The 18,490-nt window shown below is 63.2% G+C and carries 14 protein-coding genes; 3 read left to right on the top strand and 11 right to left on the bottom strand.

Annotated features, from left to right (window positions below; genetic code table 11):
• Window positions 1-3: 3 nt before the first annotated feature.
• The 4 genes from ACSQ89_RS41495 to xseA all read right to left on the bottom strand — a co-directional run bounded on the left by ACSQ89_RS41495 (window position 4) and on the right by xseA (window position 5,952).
• Window positions 4-1,491: a methyltransferase gene (locus tag ACSQ89_RS41495; protein WP_436297975.1), complete on the bottom strand. Its 1,488-nt coding sequence runs from the start codon at window positions 1,489-1,491 to the stop codon at window positions 4-6.
• A gap of 656 nt (window positions 1,492-2,147) precedes the next feature.
• Window positions 2,148-3,425 (bottom strand): hypothetical protein, encoded by a 1,278-nt coding sequence (locus tag ACSQ89_RS41490; RefSeq protein ID WP_436297974.1) that lies wholly within the window; start codon window positions 3,423-3,425, stop codon window positions 2,148-2,150.
• A 515-nt stretch (window positions 3,426-3,940) separates the two neighbouring features.
• Window positions 3,941-4,156: an exodeoxyribonuclease VII small subunit gene (gene xseB, locus ACSQ89_RS41485; RefSeq protein WP_436297973.1), complete on the bottom strand. Its 216-nt coding sequence runs from the start codon at window positions 4,154-4,156 to the stop codon at window positions 3,941-3,943.
• Window positions 4,157-4,167: 11 nt separating this feature from the next.
• Window positions 4,168-5,952 carry an exodeoxyribonuclease VII large subunit gene (gene xseA, locus ACSQ89_RS41480; protein ID WP_436297972.1) on the bottom strand — a complete coding sequence of 595 codons (1,785 nt, stop codon included), beginning with the start codon at window positions 5,950-5,952 and terminating at the stop codon, window positions 4,168-4,170.
• A gap of 181 nt (window positions 5,953-6,133) precedes the next feature.
• Between xseA and ACSQ89_RS41475 the strand changes: the two genes are divergently transcribed.
• Entirely contained in the window at window positions 6,134-6,382 is a 249-nt protein-coding gene (locus ACSQ89_RS41475; protein WP_436297971.1) for a hypothetical protein, read from the top strand.
• A 67-nt stretch (window positions 6,383-6,449) separates the two neighbouring features.
• Here ACSQ89_RS41475 and ACSQ89_RS41470 read toward each other — a convergent pair whose 3' ends face one another.
• The 6 genes from ACSQ89_RS41470 to ACSQ89_RS41445 form a co-directional block, all read right to left on the bottom strand.
• The gene (locus ACSQ89_RS41470; RefSeq protein ID WP_436297970.1) at window positions 6,450-8,375 is read right to left on the bottom strand and encodes a hypothetical protein; all 1,926 of its coding nucleotides are present in this window, start codon (window positions 8,373-8,375) and stop codon (window positions 6,450-6,452) included.
• A 115-nt stretch (window positions 8,376-8,490) separates the two neighbouring features.
• Window positions 8,491-9,096: a response regulator transcription factor gene (locus ACSQ89_RS41465; protein WP_436297969.1), complete on the bottom strand. Its 606-nt coding sequence runs from the start codon at window positions 9,094-9,096 to the stop codon at window positions 8,491-8,493.
• Window positions 9,097-9,192: 96 nt separating this feature from the next.
• Window positions 9,193-10,437: a DNA methyltransferase gene (locus ACSQ89_RS41460; protein ID WP_436297968.1), complete on the bottom strand. Its 1,245-nt coding sequence runs from the start codon at window positions 10,435-10,437 to the stop codon at window positions 9,193-9,195.
• Window positions 10,438-10,560: 123 nt separating this feature from the next.
• A complete protein-coding gene (locus ACSQ89_RS41455; RefSeq protein ID WP_436297967.1) occupies window positions 10,561-13,446 on the bottom strand; it encodes a DNA methyltransferase in 2,886 nt (961 codons plus the stop codon).
• 340 nt (window positions 13,447-13,786) lie between these two features.
• Window positions 13,787-13,942, bottom strand: a complete 156-nt coding sequence (locus tag ACSQ89_RS41450; RefSeq protein ID WP_436297965.1) for a hypothetical protein — start codon at window positions 13,940-13,942, stop codon at window positions 13,787-13,789.
• Window positions 13,943-14,231: 289 nt separating this feature from the next.
• On the bottom strand, window positions 14,232-15,689 hold the full coding sequence (locus ACSQ89_RS41445; protein WP_436297964.1) for a DUF4942 domain-containing protein: 1,458 nt from the start codon (window positions 15,687-15,689) through the stop codon (window positions 14,232-14,234).
• 336 nt (window positions 15,690-16,025) lie between these two features.
• Here ACSQ89_RS41445 and ACSQ89_RS41440 point away from each other — a divergent pair, with 336 nt between their 5' ends.
• Complete coding sequence (locus ACSQ89_RS41440; RefSeq protein ID WP_436297963.1) at window positions 16,026-16,352, top strand: XRE family transcriptional regulator; 327 nt, start codon at window positions 16,026-16,028, stop codon at window positions 16,350-16,352.
• Window positions 16,345-17,646 carry a type II toxin-antitoxin system HipA family toxin gene (locus ACSQ89_RS41435; RefSeq protein WP_436297962.1) on the top strand — a complete coding sequence of 434 codons (1,302 nt, stop codon included), beginning with the start codon at window positions 16,345-16,347 and terminating at the stop codon, window positions 17,644-17,646. The genes ACSQ89_RS41440 and ACSQ89_RS41435 overlap by 8 nt, the downstream gene beginning before the upstream one ends.
• A gap of 26 nt (window positions 17,647-17,672) precedes the next feature.
• Here the strand turns inward: ACSQ89_RS41435 and ACSQ89_RS41430 are convergent, their stop codons facing one another.
• Window positions 17,673-18,470 (bottom strand): hypothetical protein, encoded by a 798-nt coding sequence (locus ACSQ89_RS41430; RefSeq protein WP_436297961.1) that lies wholly within the window; start codon window positions 18,468-18,470, stop codon window positions 17,673-17,675.
• Between the last annotated feature and the right edge of the window lie 20 nt (window positions 18,471-18,490).

Raw genomic sequence — 18,490 nt, 5'->3', positions numbered from 1 at the left:
CGCTCAGCCGCGCGGTGCGTCAGCCAGGTCCTGCTCGTCTTCCTCGTCCAGCTGAACGATGTTGTTCCAGGGAAAGTTGCGTGCTTCCATCTTGAGGATTACCGTAGCTACCTCGGTCCCGGATTCACGGAAGGTGCCGGCTGGAATGCTCTCCACAACAGCTTGGCTGGCCTCAGCGAAGTCGCGAAACTTCGTCGCGACTGCCGTGGCGCGCGACTGGTAGCTCGGACTCATGATTGCGATCAGCACGCCGTCTGGCTTCAAAAATTGAGCCGCGTGTTCGACGTGCTTCGCGTCCTGGAGATTTCCGAAGGGCGGGTTCATCACGACCGCGTCGTAGATCGGCGAGGGTTCGATGGCCAGGAAATCGCCGTGGAGGACGTCCGTCAGGCCAGCAGCCTTCAGCGTGGCCACGTTCCGCTCCAAGAATTCGCAGGCCGTCACGTTCTGGGCGCCTACGATTGCAGCGGCACGCAGCGCCAAACTTCCGTTGCCCGCGCTGGGCTCAAGCACCTTCATGCCGGGCACAAGGCCGGCCATGGCGATCGCGCGGTCCGCCAGACCTGCAGGGGTCGGGAAGAAGCCGAAGTCCTTCGCTGTCAGATATTCGCCCGACGCGATGGCCGCGGCCACGGCCTCATCGGCGGGTCCTTCGAACACGTGCGCTTGCGTCTTGCCGCCCTTCCACTGTCCAGAGAGATCCTTCAGAACGGCGTTGACGCGCTTGTAGAGCTTCGGATCCAACCGTTCGGGTCCGAGATAGAACTTGTTGTCTTCCGTGCGGCCGGCTCGCAAGACTGCCAGAACGTCGTCATCGATGCGGCGACTGCGGGCGGCCGCGGCTTCCGGCATTGCCGCGCCCCTCAAGGTAGGCCGCGCCGTGAGTGCCTCGTCGCCGTCCCTGCGGCTTTCCGACGTGTTCCTGGTCAGATCGGGCGTGCTGGTCAGGGGCCCTGCCACTTCGGCCGGCCGGTGGTTGGAGGGAAGTGCCTCCGAGATCTGCCCCAGCAGCTCGTCTCTTCGTGCGCTGCCCTTTGCGAGTCGAGCAGGGAGGCCAGCCTGGGTGTCGCCAGGTTCGCGGGCTCTGCCTGGGAGCGGCAGCCGACCCTCGTAGCGCGCGCGCAGAGTTTCGACCTGTGCGTCCGACACGCCGCCGAGCAGGCGCTGCCCGAGGATGGTCTGGTACTTGAGATACAGATCGTGCTGGCCGTCCACCCTTTCGATCAGCTCCACGTAGTAGTACCGGTCCGCCTGCTCGTTCGCTCCCACGGGGTAGATAACTTTGGTGCCGAGCATCTCCATCAGGGCCTCGGAGGCGTCAACGGCGTTGAAAGTGCCACCGCGTCGCCATGCGTCCTTGGGCGGGAAGCAAAGTCCAATCTGGGTTCGCGTCCGGTGGCCGGACTTGGAGAGGCAAACACGGTCCAGGAGTTCCGCCACCTGTGCATCGGAGAGCATCGGTTGACGCGCGAAAAAATCGGTAGAAATCATGTCCGTGATAGTAGACCGACACAAACAATTCGAAATATTTGTTTTGCTAGCCCACCCGGCGCGCCTCGCTGAGCCTGTGACGACTACATTTGCCGGCGGCGACAACGCCAACCACAAGGGCAGCCGGGCGCCCTCGCAGGACGTAGCAGCAACAAGGGCTGCTCCAGCACAACGATGATCCTCAGCGAGCGCTGGCGCGTCGCGTTCTGGCGCTCCTCATCCCGTTTGGCTGAGAAGGCCGATCGCGTTCTGAACTTCGCCAACATGACCTGCTCGACCGCGTTCGGTGACAAGGATGCGACGGCTGGGTGCGGGTCAACGAGGCCGAAGGCCTCTGCATCCTGAGCGATGAATATCAAAGCAGGGGAGAAACGCGCTTTCGAGCTGCTGGGTGACGTGCCCTGTCGATGCGAGCGATGGCGAGATCGAGGGCGCGGTGGCGCGCTTCGCAGAGATGGCGGATGAGTGTGTGGGGACACCTACGCCATGCGATTGACGCCCCCGAGGGGGTGATAGGCCACAGGAGAGCCCGTCTGGTTAGATGCCGCAGTTGGGCGTCTGTTGGGCGGCGAGGGTGTGGCCGTGCTTCATGCCTCGATAGGGGCCCGCTGAACGTCCGAATTCGCGGGCTCCGTCCATGTGCTTCCACCCGCCGGCTACACCAGGTTGTCCAACGCTTCCTCTGCAGCTTCTAGCTCTTCGTCCCTATAGCTAGCGGAAACATACAGCAATTCGACAGCGCGTAGTTGATGGCTTCGTGCTCGCAAGGCCTGTTGCAAGCCCACCCAGGCGTCAGAGGCGGCCCGATGTTCGTCGGTCTCCATATCGAATTGGCCGGGTGATACGCACTTCGCCGCTACCTCTGTCTCAATTTCTTCCCGCGGTCTTTCACCGGCCCTGAGCGAAATGCTCGGACTGCTCAGCCAGCTCACGGAGATATACAGGCCCGGTCGACCGGCTGCTCTCAAATCTTCGGAGCGCCCGTAAACGCAAGCCAGAAGGTGGGCTGGACTTTCGTAGAACAGGACCTCGGGCGTGTCGTGTTCCGTGTCGACCACCTCACTCATGGTCACTTGGACAAACGCATGCGCGTTGAATCGTGCGACGAGGCTGTTCCAGGAGCCTGCGTGCAGCAGCTTGGCCAAGGTCTCTTGGCACCAGGAAAGCTTTGGCGGTTCTGGCATCTTGTGGGCCAGTTCTGATTGCAGCAGCTTTGCCAAGTTTTGAGGGGTGGGCCACATGGGTTGCAGGTTCTGCTCTGTAGGATCCGGGTTTGCTTCCCAGTCGAACTCAAGGTCTGTTTGCTCTTCGCGGCCCTTGCGCTCGGGCCATTTGTCCCGGTTGCCGTGAGTGAACGAAATCGGTTTAAGCCACTCTCCGGCACGGGGGGTGCCGACTGGGATTACATGAATCTTCGACCACGACCAATCGAAGTCGTTGTAGGGCTCGACCGTCCAGGCTGGCAACTCCATCAGCCGGCGCACGAGCGTGCGCTCGTCCGAGATCTTGATCGGGGCCAGCAAGGTCTGCATTCGCTTGAGTAGGTCCGCCCGCGGTTGCACGAACTCGAGGGGCGCGATGCGCGCGTAGAGCTCGCCTTCGCAATAAATCTCCAGGGGTTGCGTGTCCGTCTCCAGGTCGTCCAGCTCATGGCCTTCTTCTTGCGCGTGGGACATCACTCCGGCTACAGCTTCAGCCCGCGACCTGGCCACAGACACAATTTCTCCGGTCTGTGCGGTTTCTCGCTCCCACCAGATGACATGCCAGTCCGCCGGGTCGTCAAAGATCTCCAGGAGGTTGTCAGACCATAGATGGCCGGTCAAATCCAGGGCCTCATCGGCGGTCAACGGAATGCCCTCGCGGGCGACGGCCGCAGCCAAATCTTCCACGAAGGCGATGAGCCTTGCGTTCAGGGGAATGTATGCAAATGACATTTGGATTGCTCCAGGCAGAGGCGTTCGCATGCGTGGAAGGGGTGCGCGTTACCTCACCGGCGAACAGTCTTGCTTGGAACCAATGCCAATGGACTGAGCAGCTCCATTTTCACCATCGCGGAAGTTCCGCGGCGCACGGCTGGCATGGAGTGCCATGCTGACAATGATAGCTGGCGCCTTGCAAATTTCAATTCATGTCGGATGCCAGAGGCATCTCGCTGGCGATGCGCTTCACCCATTGCGCGAAGGCCTCCACCGTCATAGTGTTCTTCGAAATGTTGCAATTGCGGCAGCAGGTGACAAGGTTACCGGCTGCGTAGCCTTAGTCGTTCTGCGGCCGGTCGATGCCGTTCCGTAGGAACGGGCCCAGTGCAGTCTTTTTGAGCGCGGCCAGCTGCTCGCGCGTGAGGTCCCAAGCGTGGCAGGGAGCGTCAGTGGCGTCGCTGAACGTCAGGCTTTGGCGAATTCGGCGATTGGCCGTACTGCCCGCCCCGCTGCCGGGGCGGTCCCACGCTTCAACCTGCCGTGCCCGCGCCGTCGACCCCGGCGCCGTCCAAGGCCTTCTTCAGAGCTTCCTCCACTGCATCGATTCGCTTCTTGCACACCTGGTAGGCCGCTACGGACTCCGTGACGATCTTGAGCAGATCGTCGATGTTGGGCTCTTGCTGTTCGCGAAGGGTCTCAGCGTGCTGCTGGAGCACGCCGTAGGCTTCGCGGAAGGTCTGTTCCATGGCTCTTTCCTTCATCTCGGCTTGCCGGTATGTGCACTCATGGTGCCGTCCCGGAACTGGATCTCGATCACCTGGTCAGGCTCGGCCTGATGCAGGCTGGTGATGGGTTTGCCTTCGGCGTCGCGCACGATCGCGAAGCCGCGGTTGAGTGTCTTGTCCGGGCCCTGGCCTGCGATCTCGCGCATCAGTGCGTCAGAGTTTGCGCGGGCTCGGCCCAGAGACGCCGTGGCTCGCTCGCCCAGAGCGGAGATCTGAGCGTCGGCCTGGTGCCGGGCTGCTCGTGCCCCGGCGCTTGCCCGGTCGAGCACCGTGTTGATCGACACGTCGGCGGTGCCGCGCGCCCGGCCAATGAGGGCGCCAGCTTGAGTTCGGATGTCGGCCATGTGCTGCGGCACCAGCCGGCGCGCCGTCGCCACCTGGCCGGAGGCTTCGCGCTGGATCTCGCTCACGAGCGCAAGCCCGTCGCGTGCTGCCCGGTGAACGTCCTGGAGCGCCGCCACGCCGATGCTGTTCATTGCGTCGCGGCTGCCCTGGCGCGCATGGGCTATCTGGGCGCGCGCGTCCGTCGCGACCTGGCCGTGGGCCTGCTCCACGGAGACGCGCATCTCGCGCGCCGCGCGGCCGGCCATCGCCATGATCGCTTCTGATGCGGTTTTCGCCTCCTGCGCTCGGCGCACTATCAGCTTCTCGATCGCACCGATCACCTTGCTGGGGGTATCGAACTTGGCGAATGCGACCTCGTCCAGGATCGTGCTGTCCCGCTCGTGGCCAATGCCTGTCAGGACCGGCAGGCGTTGGTCGCAGACGACCCGGGCCAAGTCGTAGTCGTTGAGCCATGCCAGGTCATTGACCGCGCCGCCGCCGCGGATGATGACGATGGCATCGGGCATGTCGTCAGCGGCCGCGCGTTCGTCGAGTGCCTCGGTGAGAGCTGTGATGATCTCGCGCGCTGCGCCTTCGCCCTGAAATCGGCTGTGAGCGTAGGTGAAGCGGCACAGCCGGAGAAGCGCAAGGCGATCGGACTCCTTGCGGAAGTCGCCCAGGCCTGCGGCCTCGTGGGGCGCCACGACCAGCACGGAGGTGAAGTCCCAGGGCGGTGGCACGCGCTTGTTCTGCTCGAAGACGCCCTCGCGCTGCAGGCGCGCCCGAATCTCCTTCTTCCTGGCTTCCAGATCGCCCAATGTGAATGCCGGATCGATCGCGTCGATCTCCAGGCTGAATCCGAACTGCGCCTTGAAGCCTGGCTTCGCGCGAACGAGCAGCTTGATGCCGGCGCCAATCGTCGCCCCTGTGGCCCGCTCGAACTCGGGCAGTATCTTGGCGGCGGTGTTCGCCCAGATCATGGCGTGCGCTTTCGCGAGCACCTGGCCGGCGCGGTCGCGTTCCGACAGTTCGAGGTAGACGTGCCCGCTATTCAGCCTCACGTTCATCACCTCAACCGTGGTCCAGACGCCGGCCTTGAAGGCCTGCATGATCGCGGCCGCGACGCCGCCGAGCAGACGGGACAGGGGGATGCCCTTCGCTGGCGCGGTGAGTTCGCCGCCGGCAACGCCGGCTGCAAGATCACGGGAGCCGAACAGGTCTGGCGCAGGGGTGCCTATAGCAGGCGCGGCCCGGGCGGGTACTGGTGCTGAGCTGGATGTGCCAGGCACGAGGTTCCACTTCGCAAACAGCGCCAGGTCCGCGTCGGGGCGGACCCACCAACGCCTGCTGTCCGGGTCATAGCGAGCGCCCAGCGCCTTCGCGGCGTCCTTTTCCTTGAACGGAACTGTGAGGTAGTGGCGGCGCTCTTCCATCATTGGATTCTGGTTCATTCCGCAGCAGGAGTCGGACGCGGGGTCCAATTTGCTGGCATCTTTTCGCAACGCTCGCCTTGCGCGAATCGAAGCAGGGTCGGTAGGATGGTCCGAGTTTGCAGGTCCTTCCTACTTCTTGCGCTGCGCTTCCTTTGTGCCATCCGCGCGACTTCTATCCTCTATGAACCTTTCTGAGTTTCGCCCTGTGCGCTCGACCTCTGCCAGCGCCGCCCTGATCCTGGCCCTTGCCTTTGCTCCGCTGCTCGCCGCCGCTCAGGCGACGAAGCCTTCACCCGAACCCGAGGCGGACCTTCGGCGATTCGTCAGATCGATCGAGAAGACCTTCAGCACGCCGCCGAGGGAAAAAGCCGAACGGCCCGTAAGGGGCAAGTTCCGTATCGTCGTCGAGGGCGCATCCGGGATCGGCTGAGCGCTTCAGCAAGGCGGCGGGTCCTCGGCTGCTCGCTTCAACCCGACCGATGGCATGGCGCCCCGCTCTAGGAAGTATCCTTTGGGATCGCCCACGGCCGGACCGCCGTCGTGTAAGGCGTCGGCGAGTAAAGGTACGGAAGCGCCTTCATCGCTGCACCAAGTGCCCCCGGCTCGACGCCCTTGTCCCCTTGGAAGTGCTTATAGATCTCGCGATTCGCTGCCGAGCCGCCGACTGAATGCAGGAACCCCACGAGCTCGAGCTCAACAGGGCGCCAATCGAAATAGTCCTGCGCTGGCGCTGTCCTGAGCGACAGGAGGTTGTGGCCCGATCGGCAGACGTTTCCAGCGCCATCAAGCGCCTCGATCAGCACCGTGGTCGGGACCAGGCCTTCAGAGCCGAGCCGCGCTTGAGCGGCGTTCGCCTCCGCCATTGCGAGGGGCGCCGAATGGATCGCCTCGACAACGTGGTTGATGTGGAGAGGGCGCGGCCACGTGACGTTGAGCAGCTGCTCAACGAGCGCAGGCAAGGGGCTTGCCCCGTCTACCACGCCCATGCCGCGCTGGTCCAACCAACGGACCGCCGGCCATTCGTTCAGGATCTCGACACACGTCTCCTCAGTGATTTGCCACTGCGGGTGCTTGGCGAACTGGGCCGCAACCTCGCTCACCTCGAACGCGCCGCGCGCGAGGGTCAGCTCTCTGGCGCGAACGCAGACTTCAAGCACATGAACCGGAGTTACCCCGTGCGTTCCTTTCGTCCAGAAGAAGAGGCTGGAGGTCGCCGCCCCTGGCCCAGTGCCTGCTGCCACGGTGACGGTTATCAGGCGACCGCCCTTCCAGCCAAGGACATTGGTCAGGAACTTGCTGACACCAATCACATGTGCGCCTCCTAGGAGTGGGCCCAGACGAGATTGCAGGCGCCTGGCGCCCGTGAACTCGGTCGACGCAAGCTCGTGGGCCAAGATTTCGAGGACCGGCGAGTGGAGGGATCTGGTGATGAACGGGTCGGTCATCGGCAGCAGCTTTCGCCGCAGGCGGAACGACCGAGCCTGTGTTTCCGCGGTGCCTGCCCAGAACGCCGAGTCAAACGACTCGCGAATGGGCGCGACGCCGAACGCCCAGAACAGGCTTTCCTCCGTCCACGGTTCGGAGTTCGCCGTGCCGGCGAGCATGGTGCTCAGCACCTCCCGAACCTCCTCTGGCACCTGCGCCGACTCCAGGGCCTCAAGGCGGCCACGGAGCATCTTCGCCAGCTTTGCAGCGCCATGGACACTGCTGGCCTCGAGCTTGCGAAGGACGTCGTCAGCATGCCCTGGCTCGCGATGGTTCAGCGGCGCCACCTTGTGGATCTCGAAAAGCAGCCAGCCCAGTCGGTAGTCGTTGCCGAGGATCGGCCGTCCCGAGCCGGTCATCAGCTTCAGGTTCGGGATCTGACGTTTGCGTCGCTGGGCGGCGCTCGCCGGGGGGGTCAGGTCTAGGTCGGGAGTCGGCTTTCGCACAGGGGGCTTGCGTGGCTTGGGACCACCGACGGCCGTCGGCGCCGCTCCGTGGTGGCCGATGTCTTCCCAGTCGGATTCTGTGAACTGGGCCCTGAACTCCGGCAGCCGGGTCCCGGGGTCCGGGCGCAGGCCCTTGATCAGGCGGTTGACGCTGTCGCCGATCCAGTCGGAGGCCTCCAGGACAGTGAAGCGCGTGTTGCCCAGGGAAACCTTGAGGCCTGCTGGAGAACGCTCGTCCCAGATCTTCTGGGAGGTCGCCAGGTTCAAATGGGCGCGCGAGAGGGTTCTGGGAATCTTGCGGGTGGCCAACATCCTGGCCAATAGGGTGGAGATCGCCGCCTCACTGTGCTTGAGTTCATCTTGCGTCAAGCCCTCAACGAAGGTCTCGTCCGCGAACTTTTCCAGGGTCGCTGGCGGGCGGTTCGTCCGAAAGGTCATCCTCCACGGCAGACCGTAGGCGATCGCAGGCGGCAATGGGAGGAGGGCGAGCATGCCGCGGAGGATACTAATTTTTTCGCCCACGGCGAAAAAGTCTGCTCCGGCCCCCAGCAGGCGGATGTCCCGCCTGCGTCTTCCCTCAACCCGGCTAGACCGTTCCCCGGCCCGGTCAGGCGAGGAGACCCTGCCCGCGGGCGATGTGCAGTGCGCGCGATCGATTGTTGACGCCCAACTTTCGATACAGCCGCCACAAGTGCACTTTGACGGTCGTCTCTACGAGGCCAAGAGCGGTGGCCATTTCATTGTTCGTCAGACCGCGATCGATCATGGCAATCAGCTGCTTTTGGCGCTTCGAGAGTTTGAAGACGCCCGAAGGAGAGTCCGCGTCGGGAGTCTCGTCCAGTTCGTTCCCGGCCTGCAGCAGCCCCTGAAGTGCAGCCGCGTACTCACCTCGGCCACTCGCCTTCTCGACGTAGATGTCGGCCCCCGAAGCTACGCATACTTCCTCCATCTCACTGGAGGAAAGGGTCGAGAAAACGGCGATCTGCGCGTTCGGGAACAACGTCCGGACCTTCGCGACTCCAGCGTCGGAGTCGTTGTCCGGGAGGTTGATATCCATCGACACGAGCGCCGGCGGGCCGTGGTCGTTCACGGCTTGGTAGACGGCTCCAATGCAGTCGAGTTCGACGATGTTCGAGTCAGGGCGAAGGCGTCTGACAGCCATCACGATAGCGTCACGCATCATGGGGTGGTCGTCGACCACATAGACAGTCATGCTCACCCGGGCGAGTCTGCCCGAGGTTCTGGGTGCGATTCCGCGCCCTGCACGAAATCATGCGCCCCTTCGCCAAAAGTTTCGCGGAAGGCGCGATCAGTTGCGCGAAGTGTCGCCGGGATTCCAGCCCTCCAGGTCAAAGGAGGCGCGGAACCCCGGGCGGCCGCTCAGGCGGATACCGCCGCCGGCCACGTACTCGGCCATCTTCTCCAAGGCGATCCATGGGTACCCCGCCTCCTCGCAGGCGAGTGCTGTCGACAGCCATCCGCCGAACGGGTCGAGCACCAGGCCGCCGGGCGGCGTGAGGAACTCCACCAAGAGGCGTGCCAGCTTCACTGGCATGAGAGCGCCGTGTACAGGAAGCCCGAGGTCCTTGGCCGCCTTGCGTGTCTTCTCCACCTCCTTGCTCACGTGCGAGATGGAGATCAGATTCTTCGGGATTTTCCCGGCAGTCAGGTTGCCAAAGGAGCCTGGTCGAAGCTTGTAGGCTCCGTCGCCGTAGGCCGCGGTCCGGACCTCGCCCCCGGCTGCCAGCAACTGAGCGTGCCGCTTGGAGTGGGGCTGGAGCACGCGCCGGTTGTCTGCGACGCAGCGCACTGGATCGTTGCAGAAGATGAGAACCGGCTCGTACCCGACGTTCAACTGCTGGCGCTTGATCGACGCCCAGTAGGTCGGCCCGGGTGGCTTGGCAGGGTTGTTCCAGATCGCGCGCTCATGCAGATGCAGGCCCAGCCGATCGTGCAGCGCCAGGGTGAGGCGCTCGACATACATCGAGCGAGCGGGAGATTTGGACAGGAAAATGTCGTTGCTCACGTTCAGCGCGATGCAGCCGCCGACAATCAGGTTCTTCAGAAGCGGCTCCAGCGAGTGGCAGATGAAATCGACGTACTCCGCCTCCGACGGATTTCCGTAAGCCCGCGCCTGCCGAAGCGGGTACGGCGGCGAAGTAATGACCGCGGAGATCTGGTCCGTGAGCTTGCCTGCGAGTGTCTCCGTGCGGGTCCAGATGGCCACGCCGAGATCGGTGCTGAATGCGACCAGGGCCACGCCTTCAGGCGCCGGGGTGAGGTCGCATTCTTCTTGCGCCTTGGGTGTCAGGCGCCAGTTGCCGCGCTGGCCCGGCACCCGTTCGAGCAGCCCGAGCTTGCGTAGCGTTTGCTGGTGCCAGCGTACTTTCCGGTGTTCCAGGTTGTGGGGCTGACGCGCACGACCCACCGGCTTGCGCTCACCGCCGACCAAGTCGAGTGCCTCGTAGAGCGCCGCGTTGGAAATGCCTTCGTCGTTGATCTGGACGTTGCGATAGGCCGCTAGGAGCGGCTCGAAAAGGTCGGCCTGTTGCATATGAAATTAAGTTCGCAGCGTGCTTCTGTTGCAGAACAAGATCTCACATGCGAACGAAATCCGTCAAGGTGGCAGGAGTGGTTGTTCGCAGCATCGCGGGGGTGCGATTGCGTGCGCGACAGACTAGATGCCCAGGCAGTCCTTGGTGATTAGCTTCGCGCTGTTCCTGTAGGAGCTCGGAACACCTGGGCCTGTTACCGTCGCGCCTGCTGCGATGCCTGCTGAAACAGCCGAGTTCAGGTCCAGCAGTTGCCGAAGCAGGTCTTTTCGCACAGAAAAACCGTAGGCAGCCAACACGGCGCCATCGAGTGCGGCTTGGGCATCCTTAAGCGGGCTCTTACCGGGCAATTCGATTGTCCGGTAGAGCGCCCTTAGCCCACCGTCGGCGACCTTGATCGACTGTGCTCGGAGCTGTCTAAGAGCGACACCTGCAGCTGCCACGGATTCAATCTGGGCCTTCGTCGGCGCTTGCGGCCACGGATAGGTATGAAATACGGACTCCGGCGTATACCGAAGTCGCTCGGTAAGTTTCGAACTCTTTGCAATGAACCACTGCAAGTGTGGCGTCGCTTGGAGAATGCCAAAGCTGTAATCATCGGCGAGCGCAAATACCTGCAATGCATCACCGGGCCGCACCGTTGAACTGATGAAGGCAAACAGTGGCCTCTTGGTCACACGAGAGCAGGCAAGGTATCTAGGTAACCCCGCAATGGTCGCAAGCAGTTCGGCCCGCCCCCGCCAGTGCAGCCACCACTGCAGGATTGACGTGGAGCGCTCGGACTTTGCTTCTGCCTCTGCTTTCTTCATTGCCGGCAGCACGCGAGCCTTCAAGTGAGTGAAAGGCTTTGCGAACGACTGCGCGCGAAGGACGTCACTTGCCCCGAAGTCGATGATCCAACGGGGCGCTTTTCCAACGCCTGAGAGGATGTCGTCTCCTACCATGTATGGATGCGTCACCGTGGAGCTCCTCGGCTCCGCCTTCACCATTGCGGCCCGCTCATCCGGCGTCAGCAGAAATCCCGCGTGACCTGGCGTGATGCCCTGACAAACGACGATGGACTCATTGACGGACAGCGCTTGAGCGCCAGTCACGTCAACTTTGTCGGACAGGGACGAACTGATGAAGCTGACCTCGCGCATGTCGAGCTCGTACTGCTTCGACGTAGGTCCAGCTCTATCTCGCCGCTTCGGCCCTCCGGTAGTCGCGGCAGCCTTGAACCAGAGCCGCCGTACATCGGGCAACAACTTGTCGTCTTGCGTCTTGACCCAATTGGCGATCGAAACATGCACGTTGGCCTCGCCTGACCATGGCTGGTTGTCCACTGCATCAACGATGGTTCCTGTGGAGGCGATGTGATCCAGCCCACCGATCCGGGACGCGTTGCTGCGCACGTTCTGCGTACCGACCAATCCAGCCCGGCCTGCCGTGGGGTCAGCTGCAGTGCAGGGATTCAGTTCGTCATGCGCACGGCGGAACCAGTAGACGCAGAAGTCGGCCATGCCAGGTACCTCGGGGTAGGCGGCGCGCACCTTGTTCACGTAGTCGGCGCCGTACACAGGCTTGAGCAGCTTGGCACCGAGGAAGGGCGGATTGCCCACGATGACGTCGGCCTTGAGCCAGGTTGCGCGCGTGCCGTCCGCGTTGACAAGCGCGTCTCCAGCGCGGAAGTTGTCGTCCAGGTTATCCAGCGGCAGCGCATTCTCGTTGATGTGCAGTTCGTCGATGCTGAGCTTGTGAGCTAGCATCATGGTCACCTTCGCGATGTCCACGGCGAACGGGTTGATGTCCATGCCGTAGAAGTTGCGTGCACTAACGAATCCGAAGGGACGTTGCATCGGGTCAACGCTCCTGTACTCGGTGGCCATGCGTTCGTAGATCCGCGCTTCCAGCCGCTTGAGCTCCCGGTAGGAGACATACAGGAAGTTGCCGCTGCCGCACGCGGGGTCGAGCACTTTGAAGGTCTCGATGCGTGCGAGCAATTCCTTCAGGCGACCGAGTGTGCCGGCGGATTCGATCTGCTCGGTCCAAGGGGCGACGATCGTCGGTCCCACCACCTTCATGATGTCTACCGGGCTGGTGTAATGTGCTCCGGTTGCGTGCCGCGCCTCTTCCCCGAGGGAGTGTTCAAAGATGGTGCCGAAGATCTCAGGCCGCACTTTGGACCAGTCGAACTGCGAGGCGTCCTTCAGCAGCGTGCGCTGGTCCGCGTCCAATTCGACACGAGCAGGTTCGGCAAATAGGCCGCCGTTGAAGTAGGCCACGCCCTTGAAGCGGCCGCCCTTAACACCGCCCTTGGTGTTCATCGCTTCGAATAAACCGCCGAGCAAGTCGTAGGTATCTTGCTTGCTCTTGCACTCGTCCAGCACGTTGGTGACGAAGTACTTTTCCAGCAGGCCAATGTCCTCAGCGAACAGCGCCATCAGCATCTGCAGGATAAACCTCTGCGCCAGCGGTTGCTCTACGCGGCGCTCGATCATTAAGTTGAAACATTCCGCCAGCTTGTCTGCGGCCTGCCGCGTGACCGTTTCCTGATGGTTCCCGAATACCGGAGCTACGTCGCCCGGGAACAGGAAGTTCAACGGCCCATATTTGCCTGGGAGCTCAGCAAGGCTGATCTTGTCAACAGGGGTGTCCAGCTGCGTATCGAAGTCGTAGACCCAGAACTCGTCGAAGTTGCACAAGATCGCATAGCGCGGGCGGCTCGGTACGAGACGGGTCCAATACGTGAAGGCCTGGCTGTAGTGCTTCGTCAGGTCAGCGCCGCGCTTCTTCATCTCGATGACAACGGTGGGCTTCCAGACGAGGTCGGCGAATGAGGTGCCGCCGTTGTCGTTCTTGACGCGCTTTTCGCAGGTTGCGCCGGCCTCTTTCCAGCCTTCGTGCCCGAAACCCTTGAAGAGTCTGTCCAGGAAGATTTGAGCCTCCCCCTTCTCGTCGCCCGCAATGTGAGTTCCAACCCAGGTCACGAATTCAGCCAGCCTCGCGGCCTTTTCAGCAGTAGTCGCCATGTTTCCTCGTTTGTTGAGCTTCTTGCATGGGGCCCCGCAATTTGGCCCACCGGATGGTACCTGCAATGTGGGCGATGGCGGGATGCCCGCCGCTATCCGGCGCGGCGCGCGACAAAGGACTTCTTCGAATCCGGCTGCGTCGCCCGACAATGTTCCGATGGATATCATGAACGCGCGTTCTTCGCTCTTTGTCGCCTCCAAGCCCGCATCTGCCCGAGCTTTCGCAGTGCATGCGCACGGCACAATCCCGGCAGTCACATGCCGTGATCGACCGCAGCTGGCGCAGCATGTCCTTCACGGTCGGCTCGATCAGGATGTGCACTCAGTCGTCGCCTATGCGTCAGCCTTGGCGCAGCAGGATCTCGTAGGCGAATCCGCTGTCCGTGGCGTAGCCGTCGCCGGAGTCGAACACTTGCACCTGGTGCGCGTGGGCGTCGCACCAGGTGCGCAGCGTGGCCGGTGGCTCCGTGCAGTAGCGGACCTTGCAATCACTCATGAAGCATCCGGAAGGATCTGGAAGTGGCGCCCACCAAGGTGTCGCAGCCGCAGTGGAGGAGGTTCATCCCAGACACAGGTGCCGTCATCGCCAAGGCGAGCACCCTGTTGCGCCCAGAGTGTGACGGCGCGCCACATCGGAGACCGTGGACCAGGTTGCGCGCCGGGATCGCCTTTAAAGTTGAGGACGACGGGCCCACAGGTCGGGTGCATCTCGAAGAACCAGTTTCTACCCGTGGAGTCGGTGATCCTGTGGTCCGGCCCCCCCAGCGTGACATGAGCGGCGCCGATCACGTCCGCGTCGCGGCGTAGATCGCCACGCTCACCCCGGTACCGGCGAACTCGTTCGCGAACACGCCAGACCATTCGCCTTCCCAGCCTTCGAGCAGATCCTTGCCGCGCAGTGTCGCGGGCAGGACAGCCACGAGCCGGCCGCCAGCCTGGATCAGCGTCGAGGCCTCGCGCAGGTGCGCCAGCGCTCGGCCTTCCGAGTACGGAGGGTTCATAAGACCACGCGCGAATCGGGTGGTGCTGGCGCGCTGAGCAGCCGCCCAGGCGATGAAGTCCGCCTGATGCGCCTGGTAGCCGCGTGCGCGCAGAACTTCGCACCGCATACCCGAGATCTCCACGCAGGTGGTGCGCTCTGGCGGCAGCAGGCAGGCGAGCCCGCCCAGGCCCGCGCTCGGCTCGAGGAAGGTGTCGTCCGGGCCGGCGTCGAGCATCTCGAACGCCGCCTCGGCCACCGAGCTCGGCGTCGGATAGAACTGGTGCGAGACCGCATCGGGCAGGCATCCGGAGATGAGCACCGTGTTCAGCACCTCGCGCGGGTTGAAGTCGAACGTGAAAAGGTGCTTCGTCGGCACCCCGCCGATCGCTTCCAGCACGCGCTCAGCTTCCTGGCGCGCGTGCTTGCCCTCGTCCATTCCGTAGGGAAGGTAGATGGTCCAGGTGCCGCCTCCGGGCACCGCGTCGACCTTGCAGCCCTCCAGTAGGCGAAGCACCGCGAATGGCAGGGGGCGCTCCATGAGCTTGAATGTCTTCGACTTCGACTTCGGTCGGGCCCGGAACTTGGCCGGGATCGCCATGGGGTACAGGCTCGCGAGCACGCCGTTCAGACGGTACGACATCTCGGGATTAATCTCGAGGTGGGCGGTGCCCACGCCGCGATAGATGCGGATGCGCAGCGCGCCGCCGTCGATGTCGTGCCACTCGCCCCAGGCGCGGCTCTCGGCGATACGCTTGATGACATAGCCGGTCTCGTAGTGCTTCAGGCCTGGGCGTCCCATGAACGTGGCGATTACAGAGCGCAGGTCGTTGATGAGGCCGGCGCGGCTGTGGCTGGTGTACCCGTGGCTGTCGAGCACGTCGGCAAGGATCATTCGCTTCGAGAAGCCTTGGGGCTGGTTCGTTACGTGATCGCCAGAGAGCCCGCGGAAGATGCCGTCCACCCGCTCGCTGAAAAATTTGCGCCTTGAGGCGAGCAGATTCGCGATGGTGGGCCGAACCGCCTCTTCGGTGAAGGCTACGGTCTTGCGTTCGGCGATCGCCTTGTTCCATTCATCGCGGCGTGCCTGGGGCATGCAGTCGAGCACGTCCGTCAAGGCAAGCGCCTTCGCCCAGTAGGTTGCGTCCAGCACTGCAATCGCCGCTTCCACGTTAGCGAGCGATTCGATCGAAAAGCGACGACCGCGCTCCTCGCTTGCTTCGAGAAAGTAGCTCATTGCCGCTCTGAACTCGTCGCCGCGCAAGGCTTCGCCGAACTGCTCGATGCTGCGGCGACGGGCCTGGTGCTGGCCGAGCAGCCCGTCGAGCAGGTCGCTGCTGACGGGCGCGAAGAAGGTTGCGCTCTCGTCGACCAGCTCGGTTGCAGCGCGTTCGACAGCTTGTAATTCTTGGGCGTTTCGGTTCATTGAGAACCAAGATACGGATCGGAGCGCGATCGCGATAGGTTGAGTTCGCATTGAACGCTGCAGGCGTGCTCCTCGCTGCCGCTCCGATGACGGCTGGCAGTGGTTCCACCGACAATTGAAATCCATGTGAAACTATTACTGAACAGAAGCGCAGTTGTGTGAAATAATACGTTCATGCCAAGACGATCCGACGCCGTCGACAGCCTTCCTTCAGCCGTGGCCAGCGCGCTGACGCGCCTGGGCGGGGATCTCGCGACCGCACGCAAGCGGCGCAAGCAGTCGCTGCGCAGCTGGGCGACGCGGCTGAATGTCTCGGTGCCCACTCTCGTGAAGCTGGAGAAGGGCGATCCAACCGTGTCCGCCGGCGTCTATGCGACGGCGCTCTGGATGATTCAACGTCAGGACGCGCTTGCAGGTTTGGCCGATCCGCGCGAGGACCTGGCGGCGCTGGAAAACGAAGTACGGACGGCCTCACGCCGGGGAGCAAAAATCGATGTCTGAACCATACGTTCCCCAGGACCAACTGTCGCTCTGGATGCTCACGGACCCCGAGCATCCAGTCTTGGTGGGCGAGATTTCGCTGGCGCTGAGCGGGCAGGGCGTGAGTTTGAGGTATGGGGCGCACTGGCTCGCGAACGGCTTCGCTCTCAGCGAAGATCTGCCGCTCGTTGATCAGCTCTATGTACCGAAGGAAAAGAAGGAGGTCGTCGGTGCCGTTGAAGATGCGCGGCCGGACCGGTGGGGCGAGCGCGTCATTCGAAAGTTTGAGCGTTCCCCCCGGCTCTCGCTGCTCGAGTACTTGCTGTTTGCTGGCGGCGATCGCTACGGCGCGCTCAGTGTGAGCCAGGAGGCCAGCCAGTACCAGCCGTGGCTGTCCTCACCCGTACCTTCCCTCGGTGACCTGCCTGCGATGCAGGACGTGATTCGCAAAATCATCGCCAACGAACCCGTCGGAGAAGTCGAGCAGCGACTTCTCCGCCCGGGCGTGTCACTCGGTGGCGCGCGCCCCAAGTCCCTCATTGAAATCGATGGCGAGCCATGGCTCGTCAAGTTTGGGGAAGGCGAGGACGAGAACACGCCGCTCATCGAGCACGCCACGATGACGCTGGCGGCCAGGTGCGGCATCGAAGTGGCGGCGACCAGGGCGCTACCGGTGCGTGGTAAGCATGCGGTAGCGGTGCGCCGCTTCGATCGCGCCCCCGGCTGTCGCATTCACGCGATCTCTGCGCACGTCGCCTTGCGCGCCGTGGGCGAGGAATACGGCTACCCGCAGCTCGCCCAGCAGCTACGCCGCATGGCCCCGCCGAAGGATATCGTGCATATGCAGGGACAGCTGTTCCGACGCATGGTGTTCAACATCCTCATGGACAACACGGACGACCATGAGAAAAACCATGCTCTGCTGCGTCAGGCAGACGGCGGCTGGGCGCTGTCGCCGGCCTTCGACGTCGTCCCCAGCATGAGCGGGCTGGGCTATCAGGCCATCTCGGTGGGCCGCAACGGGGCGGATGCGACGATTGAAAACGCCCTGTCCAGTGTCTCCGCGTTCGGGCTGAAGCTCGCCGACGCCAAGGCCATCGTGAAGGAAATCTCCAACGTGGTCGATGATTGGCATCGGCACTTCCAGGCCTGCGCAGTGAGCGCTGCAGACCTGGAAATATTGGCGCAGTACTTGGACAACGACCGGCTCGGCGCGCAGCGCAGGGAATACGCCTCGGGGGGCCGTGCAGTCCGATCAGCGCTGAAAGATCAGGAACCAGAGAACGATCCGCCCCCTGACGTACCACGCGGGTAGGTTGCCAATCGGTCAGACCGCCATCGTCAGAGATTCCAGGTGAAGGCGTGATTCCCGGGATGGCGGACCGGCTTGAGCCACAGGTCCTCCTTCAAGCGGCGGATGTACGCAGCACCGCCTTCATGTGGCTGACGTCGCGGCGCGCCTAGGGCAGCCAGACGCTCCAGCGCGTAGCGCTCCCCAGTCTCCGAGTTACGCACCTTCGAGAGCAACCGATCCGCCAGGCTGGCGCCGTTGGGTGCGAGCCAGAGCGTGCGAGCGCTCGAAAGGCCGCGATACGCCGCGTTCGTCGCCTTGTAGATCGTGCCCACGTGGCCTCGTTTCACGAGGGCACCCGTCTCGTTCCGGCGCTCGATCGGATCCGAGTAGGCCACCACGCCGCGCACTTCCGGCAAGGCCTCACGCAGTAGCTTCTTCATTCGAGCAAGGCTCCAGCTCTCCGCATTCGAGGCCAAGTCCTCAGCCAGGACGAAGCGCCCGAGCTCGACACCTTGCGCAGCGTCGAGATCCTGGAAGTAAGCCGGGATGACCTTCTGGTTCATCGGCACGCTGAAGACACCGACTCCGGCGAGCCTGGCCTTCTGGAATGGCTCCTTGACGAACACTCCGGCGCGAAAGCGCGCTGCGGGGTAGCTGCCCGAATAGTGGTGGGTCTCGACGAAGGCCTTTGCATCGCGCTCTTCGATCGGCTCAACGCCGGCGCGCTTGGGGTCGAAGATCTCGCCCGCGGGGCGATAGCTGGCGCGGCGGTGGCTCCAGCGTTGGCATTGAAGATCGAGCTGCTGAGGATGTGGGGTGCGATGAACCAATGAACCGTTTGTCATCCGACCAAGATACAGATCGG

The sequence above is a fragment of the Variovorax sp. LjRoot175 genome (assembly GCF_964253805.1).
In the GTDB taxonomy this organism is placed as follows: Bacteria; Pseudomonadota; Gammaproteobacteria; order Burkholderiales; family Burkholderiaceae_C; genus Variovorax.
The sequence above is the reverse complement of the archived record's forward strand: the minus strand, read 5'-3'. Positions and strand labels throughout refer to the sequence as shown.